27 protein-coding genes are annotated in these 23,188 nt (G+C 72.6%); 15 read left to right on the top strand and 12 right to left on the bottom strand.

Annotation, left to right across the window (positions count from 1 at the left end):
• Positions 1-39 precede the first annotated feature (39 nt).
• On the bottom strand, positions 40-1,647 hold the full coding sequence (locus GA0070612_RS26800) for a phytoene desaturase family protein (RefSeq protein ID WP_088990436.1): 1,608 nt from the start codon (positions 1,645-1,647) through the stop codon (positions 40-42).
• Positions 1,648-1,719: 72 nt separating this feature from the next.
• Between GA0070612_RS26800 and GA0070612_RS26805 the strand changes: the two genes are divergently transcribed.
• On the top strand, positions 1,720-3,153 hold the full coding sequence (locus GA0070612_RS26805; RefSeq protein WP_088991788.1) for an aldehyde dehydrogenase family protein: 1,434 nt from the start codon (positions 1,720-1,722) through the stop codon (positions 3,151-3,153).
• A gap of 54 nt (positions 3,154-3,207) precedes the next feature.
• Here GA0070612_RS26805 and GA0070612_RS26810 read toward each other — a convergent pair whose 3' ends face one another.
• Positions 3,208-3,609: a ChaB family protein gene (locus GA0070612_RS26810; protein WP_088990437.1), complete on the bottom strand. Its 402-nt coding sequence runs from the start codon at positions 3,607-3,609 to the stop codon at positions 3,208-3,210.
• Positions 3,610-3,810: 201 nt separating this feature from the next.
• On the opposite strand from GA0070612_RS26810, the gene GA0070612_RS26815 reads away from it, so the two are divergent.
• The 4 genes from GA0070612_RS26815 (at position 3,811) to GA0070612_RS26830 (ending at position 6,187) form a co-directional block, all read left to right on the top strand.
• Entirely contained in the window at positions 3,811-4,797 is a 987-nt protein-coding gene (locus GA0070612_RS26815; RefSeq protein ID WP_088990438.1) for a YihY/virulence factor BrkB family protein, read from the top strand.
• Positions 4,798-4,887: 90 nt separating this feature from the next.
• Entirely contained in the window at positions 4,888-5,304 is a 417-nt protein-coding gene (locus GA0070612_RS26820) for a DUF2795 domain-containing protein (RefSeq protein ID WP_088990439.1), read from the top strand.
• Between the two features lie 51 nt (positions 5,305-5,355).
• Complete coding sequence (locus GA0070612_RS26825; RefSeq protein WP_088990440.1) at positions 5,356-5,817, top strand: SRPBCC family protein; 462 nt, start codon at positions 5,356-5,358, stop codon at positions 5,815-5,817.
• A gap of 109 nt (positions 5,818-5,926) precedes the next feature.
• Complete coding sequence (locus tag GA0070612_RS26830; protein ID WP_088990441.1) at positions 5,927-6,187, top strand: hypothetical protein; 261 nt, start codon at positions 5,927-5,929, stop codon at positions 6,185-6,187.
• On the opposite strand, the gene GA0070612_RS26835 is transcribed toward GA0070612_RS26830, so the two are convergent.
• On the bottom strand, positions 6,145-7,449 hold the full coding sequence (locus tag GA0070612_RS26835) for an MFS transporter (protein ID WP_088990442.1): 1,305 nt from the start codon (positions 7,447-7,449) through the stop codon (positions 6,145-6,147). The two genes, GA0070612_RS26830 and GA0070612_RS26835, sit on opposite strands and share 43 nt — an antisense overlap.
• A gap of 158 nt (positions 7,450-7,607) precedes the next feature.
• Between GA0070612_RS26835 and GA0070612_RS26840 the strand changes: the two genes are divergently transcribed.
• Positions 7,608-7,817, top strand: coding sequence for a hypothetical protein (locus tag GA0070612_RS26840; RefSeq protein ID WP_088990443.1), 210 nt, complete (start codon positions 7,608-7,610; stop codon positions 7,815-7,817).
• Here the strand turns inward: GA0070612_RS26840 and GA0070612_RS26845 are convergent.
• Positions 7,814-8,263: a hypothetical protein gene (locus GA0070612_RS26845; RefSeq protein ID WP_088991789.1), complete on the bottom strand. Its 450-nt coding sequence runs from the start codon at positions 8,261-8,263 to the stop codon at positions 7,814-7,816. The two genes, GA0070612_RS26840 and GA0070612_RS26845, sit on opposite strands and share 4 nt — an antisense overlap.
• Before the next feature lie 163 nt (positions 8,264-8,426).
• Here GA0070612_RS26845 and GA0070612_RS26850 point away from each other — a divergent pair, with 163 nt between their 5' ends.
• A complete protein-coding gene (locus GA0070612_RS26850; RefSeq protein WP_088990444.1) occupies positions 8,427-8,780 on the top strand; it encodes a DUF6401 family natural product biosynthesis protein in 354 nt (117 codons plus the stop codon).
• A gap of 87 nt (positions 8,781-8,867) precedes the next feature.
• Here GA0070612_RS26850 and GA0070612_RS26855 read toward each other — a convergent pair whose 3' ends face one another.
• A complete protein-coding gene (locus tag GA0070612_RS26855) occupies positions 8,868-9,677 on the bottom strand; it encodes a mechanosensitive ion channel family protein (protein ID WP_088990445.1) in 810 nt (269 codons plus the stop codon).
• A gap of 200 nt (positions 9,678-9,877) precedes the next feature.
• On the opposite strand from GA0070612_RS26855, the gene GA0070612_RS26860 reads away from it, so the two are divergent.
• The 3 genes from GA0070612_RS26860 (at position 9,878) to GA0070612_RS26870 (ending at position 14,127) form a co-directional block, all read left to right on the top strand.
• Positions 9,878-12,016 (top strand): ATP-binding SpoIIE family protein phosphatase, encoded by a 2,139-nt coding sequence (locus tag GA0070612_RS26860; RefSeq protein WP_088990446.1) that lies wholly within the window; start codon positions 9,878-9,880, stop codon positions 12,014-12,016.
• A gap of 28 nt (positions 12,017-12,044) precedes the next feature.
• Positions 12,045-12,725 carry an HAD family hydrolase gene (locus GA0070612_RS26865; protein WP_088990447.1) on the top strand — a complete coding sequence of 227 codons (681 nt, stop codon included), beginning with the start codon at positions 12,045-12,047 and terminating at the stop codon, positions 12,723-12,725.
• Positions 12,726-12,831: 106 nt separating this feature from the next.
• On the top strand, positions 12,832-14,127 hold the full coding sequence (locus GA0070612_RS26870) for a cation:proton antiporter domain-containing protein (protein WP_088990448.1): 1,296 nt from the start codon (positions 12,832-12,834) through the stop codon (positions 14,125-14,127).
• An 8-nt stretch (positions 14,128-14,135) separates the two neighbouring features.
• On the opposite strand, the gene GA0070612_RS26875 is transcribed toward GA0070612_RS26870, so the two are convergent.
• Entirely contained in the window at positions 14,136-15,074 is a 939-nt protein-coding gene (locus GA0070612_RS26875) for an NAD(P)/FAD-dependent oxidoreductase (protein ID WP_197699493.1), read from the bottom strand.
• Between the two features lie 399 nt (positions 15,075-15,473).
• Between GA0070612_RS26875 and GA0070612_RS26880 the strand changes: the two genes are divergently transcribed.
• Positions 15,474-15,695: a DUF3072 domain-containing protein gene (locus tag GA0070612_RS26880; RefSeq protein ID WP_088991790.1), complete on the top strand. Its 222-nt coding sequence runs from the start codon at positions 15,474-15,476 to the stop codon at positions 15,693-15,695.
• A gap of 160 nt (positions 15,696-15,855) precedes the next feature.
• Here GA0070612_RS26880 and GA0070612_RS26885 read toward each other — a convergent pair whose 3' ends face one another.
• Both GA0070612_RS26885 and GA0070612_RS26890 read right to left on the bottom strand, forming a co-directional pair.
• Positions 15,856-16,356 carry a metallophosphoesterase family protein gene (locus tag GA0070612_RS26885; RefSeq protein WP_088990450.1) on the bottom strand — a complete coding sequence of 167 codons (501 nt, stop codon included), beginning with the start codon at positions 16,354-16,356 and terminating at the stop codon, positions 15,856-15,858.
• 61 nt (positions 16,357-16,417) lie between these two features.
• Entirely contained in the window at positions 16,418-18,247 is a 1,830-nt protein-coding gene (locus GA0070612_RS26890; RefSeq protein WP_088990451.1) for a glycoside hydrolase family 15 protein, read from the bottom strand.
• Positions 18,248-18,367: 120 nt separating this feature from the next.
• On the opposite strand from GA0070612_RS26890, the gene GA0070612_RS26895 reads away from it, so the two are divergent.
• Positions 18,368-18,949 carry a general stress protein gene (locus GA0070612_RS26895; RefSeq protein ID WP_088990452.1) on the top strand — a complete coding sequence of 194 codons (582 nt, stop codon included), beginning with the start codon at positions 18,368-18,370 and terminating at the stop codon, positions 18,947-18,949.
• A 51-nt stretch (positions 18,950-19,000) separates the two neighbouring features.
• On the opposite strand, the gene GA0070612_RS26900 is transcribed toward GA0070612_RS26895, so the two are convergent.
• Positions 19,001-19,588, bottom strand: coding sequence for a DUF1684 domain-containing protein (locus GA0070612_RS26900; protein WP_088990453.1), 588 nt, complete (start codon positions 19,586-19,588; stop codon positions 19,001-19,003).
• 33 nt (positions 19,589-19,621) lie between these two features.
• Complete coding sequence (locus tag GA0070612_RS26905) at positions 19,622-20,191, bottom strand: TetR/AcrR family transcriptional regulator (RefSeq protein WP_088990454.1); 570 nt, start codon at positions 20,189-20,191, stop codon at positions 19,622-19,624.
• 48 nt (positions 20,192-20,239) lie between these two features.
• On the opposite strand from GA0070612_RS26905, the gene GA0070612_RS26910 reads away from it, so the two are divergent.
• On the top strand, positions 20,240-20,728 hold the full coding sequence (locus tag GA0070612_RS26910) for an FBP domain-containing protein (RefSeq protein WP_088990455.1): 489 nt from the start codon (positions 20,240-20,242) through the stop codon (positions 20,726-20,728).
• Here GA0070612_RS26910 and GA0070612_RS26915 read toward each other — a convergent pair.
• Entirely contained in the window at positions 20,718-21,272 is a 555-nt protein-coding gene (locus tag GA0070612_RS26915) for a GNAT family N-acetyltransferase (RefSeq protein ID WP_088991791.1), read from the bottom strand. The genes GA0070612_RS26910 and GA0070612_RS26915 overlap by 11 nt on opposite strands.
• A gap of 157 nt (positions 21,273-21,429) precedes the next feature.
• On the opposite strand from GA0070612_RS26915, the gene GA0070612_RS26920 reads away from it, so the two are divergent.
• Both GA0070612_RS26920 and GA0070612_RS26925 read left to right on the top strand, forming a co-directional pair.
• Positions 21,430-21,912, top strand: coding sequence for a MarR family winged helix-turn-helix transcriptional regulator (locus GA0070612_RS26920; RefSeq protein ID WP_088990456.1), 483 nt, complete (start codon positions 21,430-21,432; stop codon positions 21,910-21,912).
• 9 nt (positions 21,913-21,921) lie between these two features.
• Entirely contained in the window at positions 21,922-22,908 is a 987-nt protein-coding gene (locus GA0070612_RS26925; RefSeq protein ID WP_088990457.1) for a pirin family protein, read from the top strand.
• 99 nt (positions 22,909-23,007) lie between these two features.
• Here GA0070612_RS26925 and GA0070612_RS32885 read toward each other — a convergent pair whose 3' ends face one another.
• On the bottom strand, positions 23,008-23,136 hold the full coding sequence (locus GA0070612_RS32885; RefSeq protein WP_269458274.1) for a hypothetical protein: 129 nt from the start codon (positions 23,134-23,136) through the stop codon (positions 23,008-23,010).
• Positions 23,137-23,188: the final 52 nt, after the last annotated feature.

The raw sequence follows: 23,188 nt of genomic DNA on the forward strand, positions 1-23,188 counted from the left end.
ACCACAACTCCATGATCGACGGCAACTGGGCGTGAGTGGTTAGTCGGGGTAAACCGCTCGGTGGGCCGTGGCGATGGCTGCGGCGTAGGCCCGGCCGGTCAGGGCACGGTCGCGGGCCAGCGCCGCGCGGGCCGCGTTCGCGCCGGGCGCGCCGTGCACCCCGCCGCCGGGGTGCGCCGACGCACTGGCCAGGAAGAGCCGGTCCACCGGGGTGTCCGCCCGGCCCAGGCCGGGGATCGGGCGCAGGAACAGCTGTTGGTACGCGGCGGCGGTGCCACCGCCGAGGGTGCCGCCCACCAGGCTCGGGTTGCCCTTCTCCAGGTCGGCCGGGCCCGCCACGTGCCGGCCGACGACGAGCTGCCGGAAACCCGGTGCCGCCGCCTCCAACACGTCCTCCATGCGCTGCACGTGACCGGCGACGTCCTCGGCCCGCCAGTCCCGACGGAACGGCAGGTGGGTGTACGACCAGAGCGACTCGGTGCCCGGCGGGGAGTGGCTCGGGTCGGCGACGGACATCTGCCCGAGCAGCAGGAACGGGTCCTGGGGCAGTTCGCCTCGGGCCAGCTCGCCCGCGTACCGGGTCAACCCGTTCAGGTCCGCGCCCAGGTGCACGGTGCCGGCGCCGGCCAACTCCCGGTTGCTCCAGGGCATCGGCGCGGACAGCGCCCAGTCCACCTTCAGCGTGGAACCGTCCCAGCGGAAGTGCGCCAGGTCCTCCACCAGCCGTGACGGCAGCGCTGCCGCACCGACCAGGTCGAGGTAGAGCGCCGGCGCCGGCACGTCGGCGAGCACGGCCCGGCGGGCCCGCCACAGCGCGCCGCCGACGGTGCGGACCCCCATGGCCCGGCCGCGCGCGGTGAGCACCCGGTCGACGTGGGCACCGTAGAGGATCACCCCGCCGCGCTCCTGCAACCGCGTTACCAGCGCGTTGGTGATCTGCTGCGCGCCGCCTTCGGGCACCGGCCAACCGATCTGCTGGCCGAGCATGGCCAGCAACCAGCCGTACACCCCGGAGCCGGCCTCCTCCGGGGACAGGTCGGTGTGCAGGGCGCAGCCGGCCAGCAGGGCCGGCCCGCCGGCACCGTCGAAGAGTTCGTCGCCGAGCTTGCGCACCGGCACCACCAGGCGCCGGGCCAGTCGCAGCGCGCCGGCGACGCGCAGCCGACGCAGCAGACCCAACCCGCCCCGGACCGGCGGGAACGGCGAGGTGATCGCGTCCAGCATCGGCTCGGCCACGTCGAGCCAGTCGGTGTACGCGTTGAGCCAGCGCTTGCCGTCACCGGGGGCGAACTGCTCCAGCGAGGCCGCCGTGACGTCCAGGTCCCGGTTGATCACCGCGGCCCGTCCGTCCGGCAGCAGGTGCGCCAACACGTCCGGGGCGTGCCGCCAGGACAGCCCGTGCCGACCCAGGTCAAGGCCGGCCAGCACCGGTGACGCGTACCCCAGGGGGTAGAACGAGCTGTAGAGGTCGCTCAGGTAGCCGGGCGCGGTGACCTCGGCGGAGCGGACCGCGCCACCGGGCGCGGAGGTGGCCTCCAGCACCACGACCTCCCAACCGGCGTCGGCCAGCAGGTTGGCCGCCACCAGGCCGTTGTGGCCGGCCCCGACGACGACGGCGTCCGCGCTCTGTGCGGCGGTGGTGGTCATCCGATCCGCCTACCCGGCGTGCAACCGGGCGAAACGCGTTTGTCTCGGCGAGGCCGGGGCATCCAGCGCCGCATGTACACGGTTGCGCAGCTGGTGGGCGGGGTGTGGGGCGCGGGCGGCGACGGCGGTGAACTGGTGGTGTGTGATCCGGCGGACGGCACGCCGGTCAGCACGGTGCCGGTGGCCACCGCCGACGAGGTCGGCAAGGCGGCCCAGGCGGCACGGAACGCGACGGCGCAGTGGGCGGCGACCGCGCCGGCCGAACGGGCGGCGGCGCTGCACCGGGCCGCGGACGCGGTGGCGGCGGCCACCGAGGAGCTGGCTGAGGCGGTCACGGCGGAGATGGGCAAGCCGTTGGCGGACGCCCGCGGTGGCGTCGAGGCGGGCATCGGCACCCTGCGACAGTACGCGGAGCTCGCCCCGCTGCGGGGCGGGCGGACCCTCAACGGTGGAGCCGACGCGCTGGACTTCCTCACCCCGCAGCCGCGCGGGGTGGTCGCCGCGATCACCCCGTGGAACGACCCGGTGGCGGTCTCCTGCGGCCTGCTCGGCGCGGCCCTGGTGACCGGCAACGTGGTGCTCTACAAGCCGAGCGAACGGACACCGGCGACGGGTTGGCTGCTGGCCCGGGCGCTGGACGGGGCACTGCCGGCCGGTGTCCTGTCCCTGCTCACCGGCGGCCCGGAGGTCGGTGCGGCGCTGGCCGCGCAGGACGTCGACGTGGTGGCGCACGTGGGGTCGACAGCGACCGGTCGGGCGATCGCCGCCGCCGCGGCCCGTACCGGCGCGAAGGTGCTCCTGGAGAACGGGGGCAGTGATCCGTTGATCGTCGACGCGGGCGTCGACCCGGAGTGGGCGGCCGGTCAGGCCGCGCTTGGCGCGTTCGCCAACGCCGGGCAGATCTGTGTGGCGGTGGAACGGATCTACGTGCACCGGGAGGTGGCCGGGGACTTCGTGGCCGCCCTGACCCGGCACGCCGAGGCGCTGCGGGTCGGGCCGGGCCGGGACCCGGGCACCGAGCTGGGTCCGCTGGTCGACCGGCGGCACCGCGACCACGTGCACGGGCAGGTGACGGCGGCGGTGGCGGCCGGCGCACGGGTGCGGGCCGGAGGCGACGTGCCGGACGGGCCGGGGGCGTTCTACCCGGCCACCGTGGTCACGGACTGCCGGCACGACATGCCGCTGGTGCGGGAGGAGACGTTCGGACCGGTCGCGCCCGTGGTGGTCGTCGACTCGTTCGACGAGGCGCTGCGCTGCGCCGCGGACTCCCCGTACGGGCTGGCCGCCACCGTGTTGACCACGTCGATGAGCCACGCGCAGCAGGCCTGGCGGGAGCTGCCCGTGGGCACCGTGAAGGTCAACGCGGTGTTCGGGGGAGCTCCGGGTGGCGCCGCGCACCCGCGTCGCGCCAGCGGGCAGGGCTTCGGGTACGGCCCGGAACTGCTGGACGAGTTCACCGCCACCAAGGCGGTGCACATCGAGGCGCCGGGCGGAGGCGTTTGGTGAACGGTACGGGCGGACGCAGGGGTGGTGCGTCCGCCCGTCCCGTCGTCTGTCAGGTCAGTCCCCGCGAGCCTTGCGGGTGGCCCGGTCGTTGGCCTTCTGGATGGCCTTGACCAGGTCCGGCTTGTTCATGCTGGACCGTCCGGGGACGTCCAGTTCGCGGGCCACCGACATCAGGTGGTCCTTGGTCGCGTTGGCGTCCACCCCACCGGCGGTGGGTGCGCGCCGCTCCGGCCCGCCACCGGCGGCCTGCCGGTCGCTCGGACCCTTGCGGCCCTTCGGCTCCCAGTGGTCGCCCACCTTCTCGAACTGGTGCTTCACCGCGGCGAACGCGGTCCGGTGCGACCGCTCCCCCTCGCCGTAGGTCTCGACCGCCGAGTCGTGGGTCTTCTCCCAGGTGCGCTGCGCCTTGTCCGAGGAGCGTCGCAGCGTGCTGGGCAGGTCTTCGCGCCCGGGCATCTCGTCCTCCTCCGCGTCGTTCGGATCCCCCTCACGTTCCCCCGGGGTCGCGGCCTAAACGGGCGGCGCGCGGTTCCCCCGGTGTCGCGGCCTGACCGGCGGCGCGGTGGTCGGGTTTGTCGATTTCCCGGTGCGGGTACCGGCGGGCCAGGCCTGACCGGACGACCGGTCACCCGGTGGCCGGTACGGCAGGGAGCGGGCATGACGACCTTGGAGCCCGGTACGACGCTCGACGGTGCGCGGCACCCCCGGATACCTCGCCGGATGCGGCAGTTGAGCTGGCGGACCTGGCGTGGGGTGCTGGTCCGTAGCGTGCAGAACTTCGTCAACGACAACTGCTCGGACTGGGCCGCCGCGCTGACCTACTACGGGGTCCTCGCGCTCTTTCCGTCGGCCATCGTGGTGGTGGCCCTGGTCGGCCTGGTCTCCTCCGGCGAGCAGACCGTCGACACCGTGGTCGACCTGGCCAACCAGGTCGGCGCCGGTTCGGTGCTGGCCGACAGGGAGGGCAGCGTGGTCGGGGTGATCCGGTCGGTGGTGGTCGACCAGAGCAACCCCCGGCTGCTGCTGAGTTTCGGCCTGCTGGGCGCGCTGTGGTCCGCGTCGGGTTTCATCGGCGCGTTCACCCGGGCCTCCAACGCCGTGTACGGGGTGGACGAGGGCCGCCCGGTCTGGAAGCTGCGCCCGTTGCAGATCGGCCTGGCCGCGATCACGTTGGTGCTGCTCGCGGTGGTCGCCCTCGCGTTGATCGTCAGTGGCCCGGTCACCGACGCGGTTGGCGATCTGATCAATGCCGGCGGGCTGGCCCGCACGGTGTGGAGCGTGGCCAAGTGGCCCGTGCTCGCCATGATCATGATGGTGTTGTTGTCCCTGCTGTTCTGGATCGCGCCGAACGTGCGCCAGCCCCGGTTCCGCTGGCTCACCCCGGGCGGCGCGGTGGCCCTGGTCGCCTGGGCGGCGGTCTCCTTCGGCTTCGGCCTCTACGTGGCCAACTTCGGCTCGTACAACACCACCTACGGCAGCCTGGGCGCGGCCATCGCCTTCCTGGTCTGGCTCTACCTGAGCAACTCCGCGTTGATGCTGGGCGTGCAGATCAACGCCGAGGTGCAGCGCGGGCGACGGTTGCAGGCCGGCGACCAGGACCCGGAGGACCCGGTCCTGCCACCACGCAGGCCGGCCGACGACTGAGCCTCCGTTTCCGGCCCGGATGTCCGGCCCCCGGCCGGACCGAGGGCCGGTGCCGGTTTAGCGGGCGGGGTGCCGGGTAGCGCAGAAGGCATGGAGCGTGGCAACAGCAAGCACGGACCGAGGATCGACGAACAGATGAGCCAGGAGGTCAGCGGCCTCGTGCAGGGGCCGGGGACCGGCGGCTCTCGGGTCGACGAGTCGCGGGTGCCGGAACCGGCTGGCGAGGACCAGCCGGAGACGACCACCGCCCCGGCCGGCGACCTGCGCACCGGCACCCCACAGGGCATGAGTTCGGCGGACGTCGAGCAGCGCAGCCGGCTCGGTCGGTTCATCTCGATGAGCGCCCTGCCGGGCGACCGCCTGGTCCTCATCGCCAGCGCCCGCGAGAACGAGGCGCCCGACGACATCGTGGCGGCACTGGAACGACTGCCCGAGGGCACCGTCTACCAGACCGTCTCCGAGGTGTGGGCCGCGCTCGGCAACAAGAACGAGACAACTCGCTGGTGACCGGGTCGCCCCCCGATCCGACGACCATTAGCGACTGAAGGAGGTTCTCTGATGAGTGGCGTAACCGAACATGTCGACGTTTCCGTGCCCGTACGCACCGCGTACGACCAGTGGACGCAGTTCGAGGAGTTCCCCGAGTTCATGGAGGGTGTGCAGGAGGTCCGGCAGCTCTCCGACACGATGACCCACTGGAAGGTGGACATCGCCGGGGTGAAGCGCGAGTTCGACGCCGAGATCACCGAACAGCTCCCGGACGAGCGCGTCGCGTGGCGCTCGACCGACGGCACGCAGCAGGCCGGCGTGGTGACCTTCCACCGGCTCGACGCGGACAAGACCCGGGTGACCCTGCAACTCGAGTTCGAGCCGCACGGGGTGGTCGAGCAGGCCGGCGACAAGCTCGGCATCGTCGACCGACGCGCCAAGGGCGACCTGGAGCGCTTCAAGACGTACATCGAGCGGCGCGGTCAGGAGACCGGCGCCTGGCGCGGGTCGGTGGACCGCCCGCAGCCGTGACCCTGGACAGCTTCACCGATGGCCGCCGGATCTCCGGCGGCCGTCGCCGTCTCCGAGCCCACCCACGCGACACCGTTTGCGATCATCGCGCCCGGGTACGGCTGAGAGCATGACCGACGACAACATCAGGGTGTGGCGGGACGAGGAACGACTGCCGTTGGAGGAGCTGGAACGTGCCGTGTCCGGTTCCAGCCTCGACGGGCAGGCCGACGACGTGACAGCCAACGACGCGGGCGAAGAGGCCGCGTTCGGGCACGGACCGGCCGCGTCGGACCGCGAGGGGCAGGCCCGGGGCAACACCCGGGAGGCCACCGACCCGCAGCGCGCCTACCGCCCGTCCACCACCGGACGGACCGGCCCGGACGTCTGATCGCCGTCGGGCTGGGCGGGCAGCACCACCGCAGCGGGCGGACCCGCGGACGGCCGACGCGCACCCCACTCGTAGAGCGCGATCAGCCCCAGCGCGAGCACCACCAGGGCCGATCCCAGCACCTCCACGGACGTGTTGCCGATCAGCACGCCCAGCGCGGCGGGGACGAGCGCCGCGCCGATGCCGGACGCGCCGATCTGCAGCCCGATGGCCCGGTCCGTGTGCGCCGGGCCGACCCGGTCGGCGGTGGTGAGGGTGAGCAGCGGGAACACCGGCGCGGCGGCGAAACCGACGACGACCAGACCCAGCACCGCCAGCGCCGCCGGCCCGGGGATCGCGATCAGCGCGGCCCCCACTGCCATTCCGGCCAGGCTGGCCCGCAGCACCAGGCTCGAACCCAGCCGCTCGGCCACCACACCCTGCACGATCCGACCGACGAAGAGGCTGCCCCAGTACGCGGAGACACAGCCGCCGGCCACCGCGGCGCTCAGACCGCGCCCCTCGGTCAGCAGGAGGAACGCCCAGAGACCGGTGGACACCTCGATGGCCACGTACAGCGCGAAGGCGAGCGTCCCGGACCAGACCGCCGGCAGCCGCAGCGTCTCCCGGACCGGCACCCGGACGACCGCCGACGGGGCGGGCGCGGTCCCGGCGGCTTCCGTCGCGGTGGCGTCGAGCGCGGTGGCGACCGGAACTCCGCGTTGCCAGGACCGCACGGTCAGCGCGAACGCGACGGCGAGGACGAGCTGGGCGGCGGCCACGATGCCGTACCCCCAGCGCCACGCCAACCCGGCGCTGAGCACACCGGTCATGATCAGCGGGCCGATCGCCACCCCCAGGCCGAAGAAGGCGTGCAGCCAGTTCATGTGCCGCGGCCCGAAGGCCCCGGCCGCGTACGCGTTGAGCCCGGAGTCGACAGCGCCCGACCCGAGCCCGAGCAGCAGCGCACAGCCCACCAGCACGGCCAGCACGGGGCTCACCGAATAGCCGGTCAGCGCCAGGCTGGCCAGCAGGGTGCTCCCGGCGAGCAGGGCGCCCACGCCCACCCGGGCCAGCGTGAACCCGGCCAGCACGCTGGAGGTGAGATAGCCGACGGTGCCGGCGGTGAGCACCCAACCGACCGCCTCGGTCGGTACGTCGAAGTCGCCCCGGATCGAGGGCCAGCCCACGCCGAGCAGGCCGTCCGGTAGACCGAGGCTGACGAACCCGAGGTAGGCCAGCAGGAGCAGCGAAGCGCGGGGGCGTGGTGACGGGGTGGACACGAGGCACCATCCTGCCGCAGGGGCACCCTAGCGCGGTCGGCGGCGGGGTGCCCGCCACGGTAAGAAGTCGTGTCCGGACGGTCGAGAAAACGGACAGCTCATCCAGAATCGGCCGATCGGGGGACGGCAATCCGGCGTGTTCGCGTAAGAATTCCGGGATGCATCAAGGCTCCGGAGTCCTCTCCCCGCGTCAGCGCCGGCTCGCCTGGCTCGGTTTCCTGCTCGCCGCGCTACAGGCGCCCGTGTCCGCCTGGCTCGTCGCCGACGAGTCGTGGCTGTTCAGCCTTTGTGTCGCACTGATGGTGGCCGTCGTGATCATCGCGGACGACGCGGCACGGCGTCGGCCGGCCGACGCGACAGGCGACTAACCCGCATCGCCCGGCCGGGCTTCGTGTCCCGGCCGGCCCGGGCTGCGGCGGCGCTCCTTCATCTCCGCCTCGTAGAGGTGCCGTCGCCCGCCCACCAACTCGTCCCGGGCCTGCTGGTCCACCTCCCGGAACAGCGCGTGGTAGCCGTCGTCGAAGTCCTCGACGATCTGGAACGTCCACCGCCCGGCGATGACGTTGCGGCCCCGCAACTCGGTGCCGATCCGCTCGGCGAGCCGCGGATGCCCGGCGGCGCGGAACTGTTCCACCGCGTCGTCGAGCATCAGGTCGGCGTGCCCGATCAACTGGTGCATCGAGTACAGGTGCCCCCGGGCCCGCTCCACGCACTCCAGCGCCTCGCTGAGCTTGCCGAGCGCGGCGACTGTCGCGTCGCTCACGCCGGCCGGCCGACGGTGCTGCTCGTCCGGCCCGTCCACCTGGTGTGCCATCCGTACCTCCGTGCCGTATGCCGCCATCCGCGGGTGCTGTTCCTGCTGCCCCGTCTGTGCCGGATCAACCCCCGCGGTCAGCACCTGTTCCTCCGGTGGCGTAGCCGACATCCGCCGACCGGCCGAGGTCGACACGGTCACCCGTCGGTTAGCCTCGGTCACCATGCGTGTGCCGTTCACCCGGGTCGCCTCCCGTACCGCCGTCGACTCGGCGCGGTCCACCCTGGCCGCCCTCACCGTCTCCGTGGGCACCGTCGGCCTCGCCGCGGCCGCCGCGCGACCAGGGCTGCTCGCCCTCGTCGACCAGCACGCGGCCGCCGTACGGGACAGCCTCGACGGGGACCGCCAACCGCTGAGCCCGGCGATGCTCGCCGGCTACGCCGAGGGGGTCCGCGCGGCCGCCCTGGAGCACGGGTGGGCACCCCCGGACGGGCCGGTGGACTGGAGTCAGCCGGAGTGGCTGCTCACCCGACTGCTCGCGGTCTGCGCGCTGGCCCGCTCGCTCGACCGGGCCTGAGCCGCACGCCGGCCCGGTCACGGGGCGGGGAGGGCGCCCCGCGTCGTCCGCGGAACACCCTCCCCACCAGCCGTGCCGTCGCGCCCGCTATGAGCGGTACTGCTGGGCTTCGTCCACCCGAGGCATGGCCTGGGTGCGGTCCCCGCCGCGGTCGGCCATCTGCCGCTCCACGTCGCTGCGCCCGGCCGTCGTCGCCGAACGCTGCTGCTGCACCGCCCGTGCCTCCTCGGCCGCCCGACGCAGCCAACCGTCCCACCGGTTCTGCATCGGCTTGACCAGACCACCACCGACACCGACGATCAGGATGCCGGCGACCGTGGCGAGCACCGCGATCAGCACCGGGGTCGTCACCGTGGTGGCGATGCCCACCTGGTTCAGCGCGGCGATCACACCGAGAGCGATGATGAAGATCGCCGTCAGGTCGGCCAGCACCTTGCCGTACGAGAGCCCTCCCAGCGCGCCGGTGACCAGATCCCGGACGGCGTTGGCGATCGCGGCCGCCACCACCACGATGACGATCGCGATGAACGCACGCGGCAGCCAGGCCACCACGCCGCTGATCAGGTCACTGATCGCGTTGGGTCCCCAGACTCCGAAGGCGAACTGGAGCGTGAACAGCAGTACGGCGTAGTACGCGAGTCTGGCCAGGATGTCGCTGGCGTCGTACTTCGTTCTCTCCAGGGCCCGTTTGATCCCGCCGCGTTCGACCGCCTGGTCGAAGCGCACCCGTTCCAGCACCGTATCCACGATCTTGAGGACGGCTCTGGCGATGAGCCAGCCGACCACGAGGATGACGATGAAGGCCACTGCCTTCGGGATGAAGAGCAGCACTGACCTCCAGGTGTCGGCGATGGCATCGCCGATGTCGGCCTGCCGGACCGCGAGGGTTTTCAGCATGATGTCCCTCCTGTCGCATGGACTGCGCCGGGCGCATACCCGGCAACCGGTGCGGCAGTCCGTGCGGAGCGCCGACATTTTTACGACAAGCCCTCCGACAGGGGCCCTGAACTGCCCTAACGTCCCCCGCGGCCGGGGACCGCGACGGCGCACCGCCATGATCGGATGCCTTTTCCCACCGGCCGACTAGGCTGCGGGACATGCCAGGAACGGTCGGGCGAGTCCCCACGCCAGCAACTCCCGGCCCGGGCGCGTCCACCGGGTCCGGTGCGGTCGCTGCCGTGCTCGCCCACGACTGGGCCGGCACCCCGCTGGGCCCGCCGGAAAGCTGGGACGTGGCGGTCCGGGCCGTGGTCGAGCTGATCGCCGCCTCACCGATGCCGATGGCGCTGGCGTACGGCGACGACCTCGTGCTGCTCTACAACGCCGGCTACGGCGAGTTGCTGGGCACCAAGCACCCGAGCGCCCTCGGTCGACCGGCCGCCGAGGTGTTCGCGGAGATCTGGGCGCTCCCGGGCGTCGGTGCGGTCATCGAACGCTGCTACCGGCAGGGGGTGCCGTTCCTGGAGAAGGAGTCGACGCTGCCCCTGGTCCGCGGGCACTCCGCGACCGTGGAACAGGCCGTCTTCACCAGGGGATACTCACCGGTCCGGGACAGTCTCGGGCGGATCGTCGGCGTGTTGACGGTCGCGGCCGAGACCACCCACGTCACCGAGCAGTTGCAGAGCCTCAGCGAGGTGGCCGCGGCGCTCGCCGGCACGCTCACCCTCGACGACGTGGCCCGGGTGGCGCTGCGGTACGCGATCACCACGTTCGACCCCGACCAGGCCTCGTTCGTCGTCGACGAGGGCGGCGGCGGTTGGCGGATGGTGCGCCGGGTACGCGGCGAGTTGCTGGACGAGGCCGACGAGCGACTCCCCCCGCTCTGGCGGCGCGCGCCGGCGGACTGGTCGTCGCCTGTGGTGCAGGCGGCGCGCTCCGGTGGCCCGTCGTTCGTCCGGGACGGGCAACCGCTGCGGGACACCGCTGTGGATCGCCACGACCAGAAGATCCGCTCGGTGGCGGCCCTGCCGCTGGGCACCTCGGTGGTACGCGGCGGGCTGGCGGTCGGCTACCAGGTCCCGCACACCTGGTCGCCGGCCGAGCGGGCGCTGCTGGCCGCCTCGGCCGAGCTGATCGGTCAGGCCGCCGAGCGGGCCCGCCGCTTCGAGACCCAGCACGGCACCGCCCAGTTGTTGCAACGCAGCATGCTGCCCGAGCATCTGCCGGACCTGCCCCGGCTGCGGATCGCGGCCCGTTACGACCCGGGGGTCGACGGCAACGCCGCCGGGGGCGACTTCTACGACGCCTTCCTGCTGCCCAGCGGCGCGCTCGGCGTGGTGCTGGGCGACGTCGCCGGCCACGACGTGCAGGCCGCCGCGCGGATGGGACAGGTCCGGGCCGCGCTGCGCGCGCTGGCTCTGGCCGACTCCGCGCCGGACGCCGTGCTGGCCGGGCTGGACCGGCTGGTGAGCAGCCTGGGCGTGGAGGCCGGCACACACGAACTCTTCGTCACAGTGGTGTTCGGCGTGATCGACGCGGATCGGCGGGAGCTGACCCTGGCCAGTTCCGGGCACCCCGCGCCGCTGATCCGTCGCGGCGACCCGGGGGGCCGCTCGCACGCCGAGTACCTCGACGTTCCAGCCGGTCCTCCGCTGGGTCTCGGCGGCCGGCCGGGCACCGTGACGGTCCCGTTCCGCCCCGGTGACACCCTGCTGCTGTTCAGCGACGGGGTGGTCGAACGCCGACGGCACAGCCTCACCGCCGGGCTTACCACCCTCGGCGACGCCGTCGGGAAGGCCGGCAGCGGTGACCCGCGCGCCCTCTGCGCGGTGGCGACCGCGGCGGTGCCGGGCGGCACCGAGGACGACGTGGCCGTACTCGCGGTCGAACACGCCCTCAAGCCGAGCCGGTCGGCGAGCATGGAGATGCCCGCGGAGCCGACCGCGCCCAGCCGGGTCCGGCACTGGATGACCGGTCAGCTCACCGGCTGGCAGGTGGCCGAGTCGGTGATCGGGGCGGCGGTGCTGTGCACCAGCGAACTGACGACCAACGCGTTGCTGCACGCCGGCACGGCCGCCCGGGTGGAGATCGACCTCAGCCCCGAACGGCTGCTCGTCTCGGTCGCCGATTCCGGCACCCGGGGCACCGTGACCCGGGCCCGCACCGACACGTTGAGCAGTCGCGGGCGCGGTCTGGGCCTGATCGAGGAGCTCAGCGACGCCTGGGGCACCGACCCGTCGGTCCGCGGCTCCACGGTCTGGTTCGAGATCCTCATCCGAAACGCCGACGCCGCCTGAAGACCGCCCAACCGGGTAGGAGGACGCCATGCGTACCGACAACCCCGCCGGAGTCCTCTTCGACGTCGACGGCACTCTGGTCGACACCACCTACCTGCACACGGTGAGCTGGTGGGAGGCGTTGCGACAGACCGACCAGCCGGTGCCGATGGCGACGGTGCACCGCTCCATCGGGATGGGTTCGGACAAGCTCCTGGACCACCTGCTCGGCCCCGAGCGGGACCGCGACGCCGACTCCAGGCTGCGCGACGCGCACGACACCCTGTACGCCGAGTACTGGGAGCGGCTCACACCACTGCCCCGGGCCGCCGACCTGCTGCGCGCCTGCGCGGAGCGAGGGATGCGGATCGTGCTCGCCACCTCCGCGTCGGAACCCGAGGTCGGCGCGTTGCGCCGGGCGCTGGCCGCCGACGACGTGATCGACACGATCACCTCCTCGGCGGACGCGGAGCAGAGCAAGCCGGCCCCGGACATCCTGGTCGCGGCGTTGGAGCAGTCCGGGCTGGCTGCCGAGCGGGTGGTCTTCGTCGGTGACTCGGTGTGGGACGTCGTCGCGGCCGGCAAGCTGGACATCCCGTGCGTGGGGCTGACCTGCGGCGGCACCAGCCGGGGCGAGCTGGCCGGGGCCGGCGCGGTGGCGGTGTACGACGACCCGGCCGCGTTGCTGGGCGAGTTGGCGGATTCGCCGCTTTTCCGGCCCAGAGGATGAGTGTCACTCCGGTTCACCCGCCGGTACGCGCATAGCGGGAGGCCGTGCGGGGCAAGGTGTGTCACCACCTGCCCGCGCCTCGCGGGTGCGGCCGAGAGGTGGTGCCGTGGAGCCGGTAGATGTGGCGTTCGCGCTGGTCGGTGTGGGCGCCCTGCTCGCGGGCATCCTCCCGCGGATCCTGGAGCAGCGTCCACTGTCCATGCCGATCGCCTTCCTCGCCCTCGGCATGCTGGTGTTCCTGCTGCCGGTGGGACTACCGACTCCCGACCCGCTGGCCCACCCGGAGTTGGCGACCCACCTCACCGAGATCGGCGTGATCGTCGCGTTGATGGGCGCCGGGCTCAAGATCGACCGACCGTTGAGTTGGCGGCGGTGGTCGTCCACGTGGCGGCTGTTGGCGATCGCGATGCCACTGTGCATCGCGGCGGTCGCCCTGCTCGGGTGGTGGTGGGCGGGGCTGGTGCCGGCCGCCGCCCTGTTGTTGGGGGCCGCGCTGGCCCCGACCGACCCGGTGCTCGCCGCCGACGTGCAGGTCGGTGAGCCGACCGATGTGGAGGATTCCGAGGACGAGGTCCGCTTCGCGTTGACCTCCGAGGCCGGGCTCAACGACGGGCTGGCGTTCCCGTTCGTCTACGCCGCCATCGCGATCGCCTCGACCAGCCTCGCCCCCCGGGAATGGTTCGTCGAGTGGTTCACGGTGGACGTGCTGTGGAAGGTGGGCGTCGGGGTCGGCGGCGGCCTCCTCATCGGCTGGCTGCTGGGCAAGTTGTTCTTCCGCGCGCCCAGCAAGCTGCGGCTGGCCCGGCACGCCGAGGGTTTCCTGGCGCTGGCCGCCACCTTCCTCGCGTACGGGCTGGTGGAGGTGGTCGGCGGGTACGGCTTCCTGGCGGTGTTCGTAGCCGCCCGGGCGATCCGGGCCGCCGAGCGGACCCACGAGTTCCACTCGGTGCTGCACGACTTCGCCGAGCAGGTCGAACGGCTGCTCACCCTGGTGTTGTTGCTGCTGCTCGGCGGCGCGATCGTGGGCGGCCTGCTCATCCCGCTGACCTGGTCGGCCGCCGCCGTCGGGTTGGCGCTGGTGTTCCTGATCCGGCCGCTGTTCGGTTGGTTGTCGCTGCGCGGGGCGCCGGGAAAGCCGGCCGAGCACTGGGTCATCTCGTCGTTCGGCATCCGAGGCGTCGGCTCGTTCTACTACCTCGCGTACGCCACCACGAAGGCCGACTTCCCGCAGGCCGAACTGCTCTGGGCGACTGTCGGCCTGGTGGTGCTCGTGTCCGTGGTGGTGCACGGAATCACGGCGACACCGGTGATGCAACTGCTGGACCGGGAGGGCGAGCGGACGTCCGACCCGACCGAGCGGGACAGCGAGGCCCGGCCCGTCGCGGCGGCCGGGCACCCCTGACGACCTGGTCAGGTCAGGCGGGCAACCAGGGCACGGCCGAGGTCCCGGCCGGAGCGCCAGGCGGTCTGCACCTGCGGCTTACCGAACGCGTCGCCGGCCAGGCCGATCCCGTCGGCGTCGAGGTGGTGGGTGGCGCCGGCGGTGTCGACGGTCGGCTTCGCGTACGTCCAGCGGTGCACGTGCACGTCGACGGCCTGCTCGGGAAGGCTCAGGAGGTCGCGGACGGCCTGCTCGACAGCCGGTCCGGCCCCGGTGGGCTGGGCCAGGTGACCGGCGGCGAACTCCGCGACGGTGTGCGCGACGAGCACCGGAGCGCCGTCACCACGCCGGTCACCGTCGTCGCAGACGAGGCTGAGCACCGGGTGGTCGTTGACGAACGCGCCCCGGAAGTCCGGCCACCGCCGGGTCGGGAAGCGCAGCACCGCGGCCATCGTCGGCGACCAGCCCTGCGCCTGCACGACCCCTGTGGCGTCGGCCAGGGCGGGGTCGAGCAGCAGGGCGGCCTGCGGGCCGGGCATGGCCAGAGCGACAGCGGCGCACGGCTCGCCGTCCACTGTCGGGCCGGGCTCGACGGTGAGCACCAACCGGTCGACCGTCACCGGCACCTCGCTGGCCAGGTGTTCGACAAGCGACCGCAGCCCGCGCGGCGCGGCGAAGCGCATCGGTCCCGGCACGTCCCGACGTCCGTCACGGTCGTACGACTGGAAGGTGTCGGTCCACTCGCGGACCAGGCCGGCGGCGCGCCACTGCGCGACCACGGCGGTGAAGTCCGGGTCGTCGGCGGTGAAGTACGCGGCGCCGATGTCGGCGGGCCGACCTCCGAAGCGTTTACTGGCCATCCGGCCTCCGCAGACATGCCCCCGCTCCCGGACCTCCACCGGCACCCCGGCGCGCACCAGTTCCACAGCGCAGGCCATCCCGGCGATGCCCGCTCCGACCACCACCACACCCGACCGGTCCACCGTCATCCGATGATCGTAGGCGGCGGGACGACGCCAGTTTCCACCCCACGCCCATGCCGCGCCCCACGCCCCACGTGTCACGCCCACGCCCACCCTGCGCCCCGCGCCCACCCTGCGCCCCGCGCCCACCCTGGTCCCACGCCCACGCCCACGCCCACGCCCACGATCCGCGCAACATCCCGGATGTTGGCGACGAGCGCCCGGGACGGGCCGCCAGCAGGCGGCCTCCGGCGATCGGGCGGCAGACAACAGGCGGCAGGCGGCAGCGCACGGTGGCCAACAGGCGGGCGGCGGCGGGCGGGGCCGGGGCGCGGACAGGGCCGGGCCGGGGCGCATGAACCGCCGATGATCGGGGTACTGGCACACCTGTTCGAAGGAAGGGTGATGACGATGACCGACCGCGACAACCAGCAGGCCGACCAGAGCGCCGCGATCAAGGACCCGGACGAGTGGGTCACCGGCGACGAGCCGCCCACTGCGGCTCAGGAGTCCTACCTGGGCACCCTGGCCCGGGAGGCGAACACGGAGATCCCGGCCGACCTGACCAAGGCCGAGGCTTCCAAGCAGATCGACGAACTCCAGGCCCGAACCGGCCGAGGCCAGTAACACTCCGTCGATCATGGAGTTGTGGTGACCGAATTGCGACGGATACACGCACCTTGTCACCCACCACAACTCCATGATCGACGGCGCGGCGCGGCGCGGGACGGCACGGCGCGGGACGGCGCGGGACGGCGCGGGACGGCGACTGCGCGGGACTGGGCGGTTAGTCGCGGGTGAGGCGGTGCAGCGTCACCTCGGTCAGGCGGCCGGTGCTGATCGTGGCGCTGAGGTAGGTGGCGTGCGGTTGGGAACGCCGGTCGGTGGGTGACCCGGGGTTGAGCAGGCGAAGCCCACCGGGCGCCTCGGTGTCCCACGGGATGTGCGAGTGCCCGAAGACCAGCAGGTCGACGTCGGGGAAACGGGCCGCGCAGCGCTTCTCGCGAGCGGTCCGTGGGCCGGTCTCGTGCACCACGGCGACCCGCAGGCCGTCGAGGTCGACCCGGGCCACCTCCGGCAGCCGGGCGCGCAGCGCCGGCCCGTCGTTGTTGCCGTACACCCCGACGAGTCGGCGCGAACGCGCTGTCATGGCGTCGAGCAGCGCCTCGTCCACCCAGTCGCCGGCGTGGATCACCACGTCGGCCGCCTCGATCGCGGCCCAGAGCGGGCCGGGCAGGTCCCGGGCCCGCTTGGGTACGTGGGTGTCCGCCGTGAGCACCAACCGCATGCCGGCATTCTCCCCCGCGCCCCAGCCGTCGGCCTGGTGACGCGCGCCGGCAGCCGGCGGTTCAGGAACGCGCCGGACTGAAGTGCTTCGGGGGCATGCCGAGACCGCGCAGCGCGGGATCCCGCTCGACGTCGGTCAGCACACCGGCGGCGTTGATCAGGCCGATGTGGGAGAACGCCTGGGGAAAGTTACCCACCTGCTCGCCGGTCAGCGGGTCGATCTGCTCGGCGAACAGGCCCAGGTCGTTGACCCGCCCCGCCAGGTCCTTGAACAGCGTGTGCGCCCGGTCGCGGTCGCCGGCCAGCGCCAGGCAGCACACCAGCCAGAACGAGCAGATGAGGAAACCGGCCGGGTCGCCGTCCCAGCGCCGCAACAGGCCGTCGTGCGACAGCCGGTCCTCCACCGCCCGGATCGTCGAACGCATCCGCGGGTCGTCGGCCCGGAGGAACCCCACCAGCGGCATCACCAGCACCGAGGCGTCCATCTCGTCGGAATCGAAACTGCCGGTGTACGCCTGGATCCGCTCGTTCCACCCGCGATCGAGCACCTCCGCACGGACCTCGTCGCGGGCAGCCGCCCAACGTGCCACGTCCTGCGGGTCGCCGAGCCGGTCACCGAAGCGGACCGCCCGGTCCAGCGCGACCCAGCACTGCACCTTCGACGACACGTGGTGGTGTTCGACGCCGCGCTCCTCCCACATCCCCGCGTCGGGCAGGTTCCAGTCCCTCGCGGCCTGGTCGGCGAGCACCCGCAGAACGTGCCGTACCTCCTGATCCAGCGGCACCAACCTGTCGCGCATCAACCAGGCGGCATCCATCGTCTCGCCGTAGATGTCGGTCTGCCGTTGCTGCCAGGCGTCGTTGCCGATCACCACCGGGGGGCTGTCCCGGTACCCGCCGAGCTGCTCCAGTCGGTGTTCGGTGAGGTCCCGCTCCCCCAGCACCCCGTACATGATGGGCACCGGTTTGTCCTCGACCCGGCCCATCGCCCGACCCAGCCAGGCGAACTGCCGCTGCACCTCGGCGACGCACGTCGAGCGCCACAGCGCCCGCAGGGTGAGACTGAAGTCGCGTACCCAGACGTAGCGGTAGTCGTAGTTGCGGTCCCCGCCGAGCTTCTCCGGCAGTGAGGTGGTCACCGAGGCCACCACCGCGCCGCTGGGCCCGTACGTCATGCCCTGCACCACCAGGCGGCTGCGCCGCACCTCCTCGGCGTAGAGGCCCTGGTACCCGTGCTCGTCGGCCCAGGAGCGCCAGCCCGCCACGGTGTCGGCGATGGTCCGGTCGGCGTCCGGCACCTCGGGCAACGGCGCGTCGTAGGTCGGGGCGTACCCGAGGGTGAAGTTGTGTGTCGTGCCGGCGCGGACGGTGAACGTCGCGGTGGCCTCGCCGTCGCCGGGGGTGAATCCCACCGAGCACCGCAGGGTGAGCCGGGCGGCGCCGGCGACGGCCTCCAGCATGTCGTCCCGCTCGACCAGGTACGCGATGGTGCGGCCGTACTCGAAGCGCGGCCGGTAGAAGGATCGCATCGGCACCTCGCCGGACAGCCCTTCGACGGAGCGGACCAGCACCTGCGGTGAGTCCACGCCGATGTCGTGACCACGAGCGCCGGGCTCGAAGGCGAGCGCGTCGGTGAGCGCCACCTCCCCGTGTGCGGTGCGGAAGACCGTCCGCAGCACCAGGGTGTCGTCGAGGTAGTGGCGTTCGACCGTGTAGTCGCCCTCCGGACGGATCGACCAGTGCCCGGCGCCGTCGTCGAGCAGCCGCGCGAACACCGACGGGGCGTCGAACCGGCCCGGGCACCACCAGTTCACCGAACCGGTGTGGTCCACCAGCGCCGCGCTGCGCCCGTCGGCGAGGAAGCCGTAGTCGCTGATCTGTCCGCTCTGCACCTGGGTACCTACCCGGGCTGGTCGGACCCATGCCCCGGGGGCGCGGCGGCCGGAGCACGCCAGCCGGCGTTACCGCCGGCCGTGGGCGGGAACCCCGGGAGCTGACGAGGGAGGATGCTCATGACGTCAGCTTCGGGGCCGACCGCCGCGTGGCGGCCCGGCACACAGGGTGGCGACCTGCTTCCGTCCGGGCCGGCCGGCCGCCTGTCGACGCCGGCCGGTGACGGCCACGGGCCGGAGGCCGGTCCGCCGACGGTGACGATCGGCTCGTACCCGGACTATCCGGCCGCGCAGCGGGTCGTCGACTATCTGGCCGACAACCGTTTCCCGGTGGAACACAGCGCCATCGTCGGCACGAACCTCACGCTGGTGGAGACGGTGCTCGGGCGGATGACCACCGGTCGCGCCGGCCTGCTCGGCGCGGGCACCGGTGCCTGGTTCGGGCTCTTCATCGGTCTGCTGTTCGGCATCTTCACCGTCGGCAACTGGCTGGCGGTGATCCTGGTCGGACTGGTCATCGGCGCGATCTGGGGTGCCGTGTTCGGCGCGGTCGCCCACGCCATGACCGGCGGACAGCGCGACTTCACCTCGGCCAGCTCACTGCGCGCCGGCCAGTACGCGGTGACGGTCGACGCGCAGCTCGCCGACCAGGCCCGTCAGCTGTTGGCCCGGATGCAGGTGCCGGGCGCGAACGCCCGCTGAGCCACGATCTGACGGCCGCCCGTCCCGGCAGCGCTCGGGGCGGGCTGCCGGTCAGTCGTGGTACGCCAGCTCGCCGGCGCGGATGTCGACGTCGACCCGGTTCTCCGGCGGTGCGAGTGGGCAGGCCCAGCGGTCGTCATAGGCGCAGCTCGGGTTGTAGAGGTAGTTGCCGTCGAGCCGGACCCGGTCGCCGGGCAGCAGCTCGACGCCCCGGCCGAAGGTGCCCTTCACGGTGTCGGTGAGGTACCGCCCGCCCCCGTAGGTGTCCTGCCCGCAGGTGCCGTCGCGCACCGGGACGAACAGTCCACCCCCGTACGCCTCGATCCACCACAGGGTCAGCGGCCCCCACGGCGTCTCGGCCACCGCCACCCGCCGGTAGGTGACCACCCCGTCCGGGCCGCCGGTGTCGATCCGCAGCTCGCCGCCGGCCGGCCGCAGTGGTGCCTCCACCACGGCGTCCGGGTTGGCGGGGAAGTAGCGGACCCCGGTGAAGTCGGCGCGCTCCGCGGGCGGGATCGGACTCTGCGGGTGGGTGGCGAACAGCTCGTCGCGCTGCGCCCGGAAACCGGTCAGGTCGACGTCGGACAGGTACAGCCGGGCCACCCGCTCCCGCCAGTCGGCCAGCTCAAGATGATCCACGCCGTCGAGCCTATGTCGTGGCGGCGGGGCCGCTCACCGGGACGGCCAGTTGCTCAGCACGGCGTCGAGGGCGTCCAACGTGCGGGCCCACGAGTCGTCGGTCGTGCGTGGGGTGTGCCGGAAGCCGCCGGTCTTCTCCAGGCTGACGAACCCGTGGAACGTGCTGTGCATCATCCGCACCGCGTCGGTCTGGTCGGGCTCGGCGAGGTGATAGCCGCGCAGGATGGCCCGGGTCATCTCCGCGTGCCGGACGCCGGCGCTCGCCGCGGCGGTCTCCGGGTCGAGGTCGATCTGCATCGCGGCGTACCGGCCGGGGTGCTGCCTCGCGTAGTCCCGGTACGCGTTGGCGAAGGCCACCAGCGCGTCCTTGCCGGCGCGCCCGGCGAGAGCGGTGGCGACCCGGTCGGCCAGTTCCGCCAGGGCCAGCAGGGCGATCCGGACGCGCAGGTCCCGCGCGTTCTTGATGTGGAAGTAGAGGCTCGCGTCCTTGACCCCGAAGTGGCGCGCGAGTGCGGCGACCGTCACGTTCTCCACGCCCACCTCGTCGGCCAGCTCGGCCGCGGCCAGCGTCAGGCGCTCGGCGGTAACCCCGGCACGTGCCATTCAACACACCCCTCTAGCTTTTAACCTAGGACGACTAGGCTGGTGCCTATGTTAGTCCAATCCGAGTCCGCCATCCGCGCGTCCTTCGTCAACACCACTCAGGGCGAGGCGAAGCGACTGACCGTACCGAACGATCTCGAACTCCGATCCTGGGACGACCTCGACTTCCTCGGCTGGCGGGACCCGGCCGCACCGCAGCGGGCCTACCTGGTGGCCGAGGCCGACGACGGCCTGATCGGGGTGGCGTTGCGGGTGGCACCCCAGCAGACCGGGCGCACCCGGCGCAGCATGTGCTCGCTGTGCCTGACCACCCACAGCGGCGACGGCGTCTCACTGATGACCGCCCGCAAGGCCGGGCCGGGCGGGCGCCAGGGCAACTCGGTCGGCGTGTACGTCTGCTCCGACCTGGCCTGCTCGCTCTACCTGCGGGGCAGGAAGCACGCCGGGCCGCGCATGCACGAGACGCTGACCCTGACCGAGAGGATCGAGCGCACCCGCACCGCCCTCACCGCGTTCCTCCGCAGGGTCACCGAGTGAGTCGGTGACCCACCCGGTCGGTCGCCAGGCGGGCGTGCAGATGCTCGTCGTAGCGGCGGCCGTCGCCGTACCGGTACGACTCGCGCAGCGTCCCCTCGGCCCGGTAGCCGGCCCGGTCGGCCACTCGACAGGAGGCCGGGTTGGCCACCGCGTGGCACAACTCCACCCGGTGCAGCCCGAGGTCGGCGAACGCCCAGTCGGTGAGCCGGAGGACGGCGCGGCCCGCCACCTGACGACCCCGGGCGGCGGGCACCGTCCAGTAGCCGATGGACGCGTCGCCGTCGTGGATGCGGTGCAGCGACACCGAGCCGAGCAGGCCGCCGTCGACCGCCGAGGTCACCGCCATCGAGACGTGGTCCCCGGCGGACCAGTCGGCGCGGCGGCGCACCCAGGACAAGGCGACCTCGTCGTCGATCGGGCCGCCGCCCTGCGGGTTCCACTGGACGATCGCCGGGTCGCGCAGGGCGTCGCGCACCGCCGGGGCGTCCTCGTCCCGCCAGGGACGAAGCAGCAGGTCCTCGGTGGTGAGGTGTACGTGTTCCACGAGGCCGGAGTCTGACACATCGCGCCCCGGCCACGCCGCCGCATTGTCGAACCTTTCCTTCAAAGCTGTACTAACCACCGGTCTCGCGCGGAAAAGGTGATCCAGGCAACGCGCGGGAGCACTATTTAAATTTTGAACTAGTGCTATCGTCATCGGCATGACCGAGAGCCTGGACAGCACCCGAGAGGCCGCCTGGCGGGCCTACATCGAGGCCAGCCAGCGTCTCTACACCCAGCTGGAAGAAGACCTGCGCGCCGAGAGCGATCTCAGCTTCGCCGACTACCACGTGCTGGTCCTGCTCTCCGAGGCACCGGGGCAGCGACTGCGGATGGGTGAGCTGGCCAGTCGACTCATCTTCTCGCCGAGCCGACTGACCTACCAGATCTCCTCGATGCAGCGCCGCGGCATGGTCAGCAAGGAGCCCTGCCCGGACGACCGACGCGGCAGCGAGGCGGTCCTCACCGCCGCCGGGCTGCTCGCACTTCGGGAAGCCGCACCGCACCACCTGGCGTCGGTGCGCACCCACCTGATGGACGACCTCGACGACGCCGAGGTCGCCTGCCTCACCCGGGTCTTCGGCCGGATCGGTGACCGCCTGCGGGCGTCCCGGCCCGGTGCGACCACCCATGCCACGAGCTAGGAGCATTCGATGCCCGCGATCACCGTCGACAACGTTCTCGTCCTCCCCCGCCTGCCCCAGCTGGAGGAGTCCACCACCTTCCGTCCGGTCCGCACGGTGACCACCGCGCCCAGCGGCTTCGAGGGCGAGGGCTTCCCGGTCCGTCGCGCCTTCGCCGGGGTGTCGACCACCGACCTGGACCCGTTCATCCACCTCGACCAGATGGGCGAGGTCGACTACGCGCCGGGTGAGCCGAAGGGAACACCGTGGCACCCGCACCGGGGCTTCGAGACGGTCACCTACATCATCGACGGCGTCTTCGACCACCAGGACTCGCACGGCGGTGGCGGCACCATCACCGACGGCGACACCCAGTGGATGACGGCGGGCAGTGGCCTGCTGCACATCGAGGCGCCGCCGGAGCACCTGGTGATGAGCGGCGGCCTCTTCCACGGCACCCAGCTCTGGGTCAACCTGCCCCGCTCGGCCAAGATGAACCCGCCCCGCTACCAGGACATCCGGGGCGGCGAGTCGGCACTGCTCACCACGCCCGACGGCGGCGCGCTGATCCGGGTCATCGCCGGTGAGATCGCCGGGCACCGCGGTCCCGGTTCGACGTTCACCCCGATCACCATCACGCACGTCACCGTGCAGCCGGGCGCTCAGGTCGACCTGCCCTGGCAGCCCGAGTTCAACGCCCTGGTGTACGTGCTCGGCGGGCGCGGCACGGTCGGCACCGACCGGCGGCCGGTGCGTACCGGCCAGCTCGCGGTGCACGGTCCGGGTGACGCGCTGCGGTTCGGCGCCGACGTCGCGCAGGACAGCAACACCCCGGCGCTCGACCTCTACATCATGGGAGGTCAGCCGATCCGGGAGCCGGTGGCACAGTACGGCCCGTTCGTGATGAACACCCGGGACGAGCTGCTCAAGGCCTTCGAGGACTTCCAGGCCGGCCGTCTGGGCGTGATCCCCAGCGAGCGGCTGCCGCACACCGGCGGCCAGGGCACCCGGCCCTGACGAAGGCCCGCGCCAGGTCGGCAGGCCCGCCCTGACGGCAGGTCACCACGGCGATCGGCGCCGACGCTCCCACGACACCGCCGGGGCGTCGGCGCCGCCTCAGGAGACCGCGAATATCCCGGCGACGCCCAGAATCACCATCAGCAACACCGCTACCAGCGCACCCCGTTCGCTCTCCACCGCCGGCTCGCGGTCCTCGGTCACGGGATTCGTCGTGTCGCGGGGCATGGTGTGGCCTCCTCGGCTGTCGTCGCGTCGCTCTTCGATGGCGTTGACCAGG

The sequence above is a fragment of the Micromonospora chokoriensis genome (assembly GCF_900091505.1).
GTDB lineage: Bacteria > Actinomycetota > Actinomycetes > Mycobacteriales > Micromonosporaceae > Micromonospora > Micromonospora chokoriensis.

Coding starts and splice junctions, on each gene's coding strand:
- GA0070612_RS26860 (WP_088990446.1), top strand. CDS start 9,878: ATGCCAGGAACGGTCGGGCGAGTCCCCACGCCAGCAACTCCCGGCCCG.
- GA0070612_RS26895 (WP_088990452.1), top strand. CDS start 18,368: ATGACGTCAGCTTCGGGGCCGACCGCCGCGTGGCGGCCCGGCACACAG.
- GA0070612_RS26810 (WP_088990437.1), bottom strand. CDS start 3,609: ATGCCCGGGCGCGAAGACCTGCCCAGCACGCTGCGACGCTCCTCGGAC.
- GA0070612_RS26865 (WP_088990447.1), top strand. CDS start 12,045: ATGCGTACCGACAACCCCGCCGGAGTCCTCTTCGACGTCGACGGCACT.
- GA0070612_RS26820 (WP_088990439.1), top strand. CDS start 4,888: ATGGAGCGTGGCAACAGCAAGCACGGACCGAGGATCGACGAACAGATG.
- GA0070612_RS26920 (WP_088990456.1), top strand. CDS start 21,430: ATGACCGAGAGCCTGGACAGCACCCGAGAGGCCGCCTGGCGGGCCTAC.
- GA0070612_RS26815 (WP_088990438.1), top strand. CDS start 3,811: ATGACGACCTTGGAGCCCGGTACGACGCTCGACGGTGCGCGGCACCCC.
- GA0070612_RS26840 (WP_088990443.1), top strand. CDS start 7,608: ATGCATCAAGGCTCCGGAGTCCTCTCCCCGCGTCAGCGCCGGCTCGCC.
- GA0070612_RS26845 (WP_088991789.1), bottom strand. CDS start 8,263: ATGGCACACCAGGTGGACGGGCCGGACGAGCAGCACCGTCGGCCGGCC.
- GA0070612_RS26925 (WP_088990457.1), top strand. CDS start 21,922: ATGCCCGCGATCACCGTCGACAACGTTCTCGTCCTCCCCCGCCTGCCC.
- GA0070612_RS26830 (WP_088990441.1), top strand. CDS start 5,927: ATGACCGACGACAACATCAGGGTGTGGCGGGACGAGGAACGACTGCCG.
- GA0070612_RS26825 (WP_088990440.1), top strand. CDS start 5,356: ATGAGTGGCGTAACCGAACATGTCGACGTTTCCGTGCCCGTACGCACC.
- GA0070612_RS26855 (WP_088990445.1), bottom strand. CDS start 9,677: ATGCTGAAAACCCTCGCGGTCCGGCAGGCCGACATCGGCGATGCCATC.
- GA0070612_RS26905 (WP_088990454.1), bottom strand. CDS start 20,191: ATGGCACGTGCCGGGGTTACCGCCGAGCGCCTGACGCTGGCCGCGGCC.
- GA0070612_RS26880 (WP_088991790.1), top strand. CDS start 15,474: ATGACGATGACCGACCGCGACAACCAGCAGGCCGACCAGAGCGCCGCG.
- GA0070612_RS26800 (WP_088990436.1), bottom strand. CDS start 1,647: ATGACCACCACCGCCGCACAGAGCGCGGACGCCGTCGTCGTCGGGGCC.
- GA0070612_RS26850 (WP_088990444.1), top strand. CDS start 8,427: ATGCGTGTGCCGTTCACCCGGGTCGCCTCCCGTACCGCCGTCGACTCG.
- GA0070612_RS32885 (WP_269458274.1), bottom strand. CDS start 23,136: ATGCCCCGCGACACGACGAATCCCGTGACCGAGGACCGCGAGCCGGCG.
- GA0070612_RS26805 (WP_088991788.1), top strand. CDS start 1,720: ATGTACACGGTTGCGCAGCTGGTGGGCGGGGTGTGGGGCGCGGGCGGC.
- GA0070612_RS26910 (WP_088990455.1), top strand. CDS start 20,240: ATGTTAGTCCAATCCGAGTCCGCCATCCGCGCGTCCTTCGTCAACACC.
- GA0070612_RS26885 (WP_088990450.1), bottom strand. CDS start 16,356: ATGCGGTTGGTGCTCACGGCGGACACCCACGTACCCAAGCGGGCCCGG.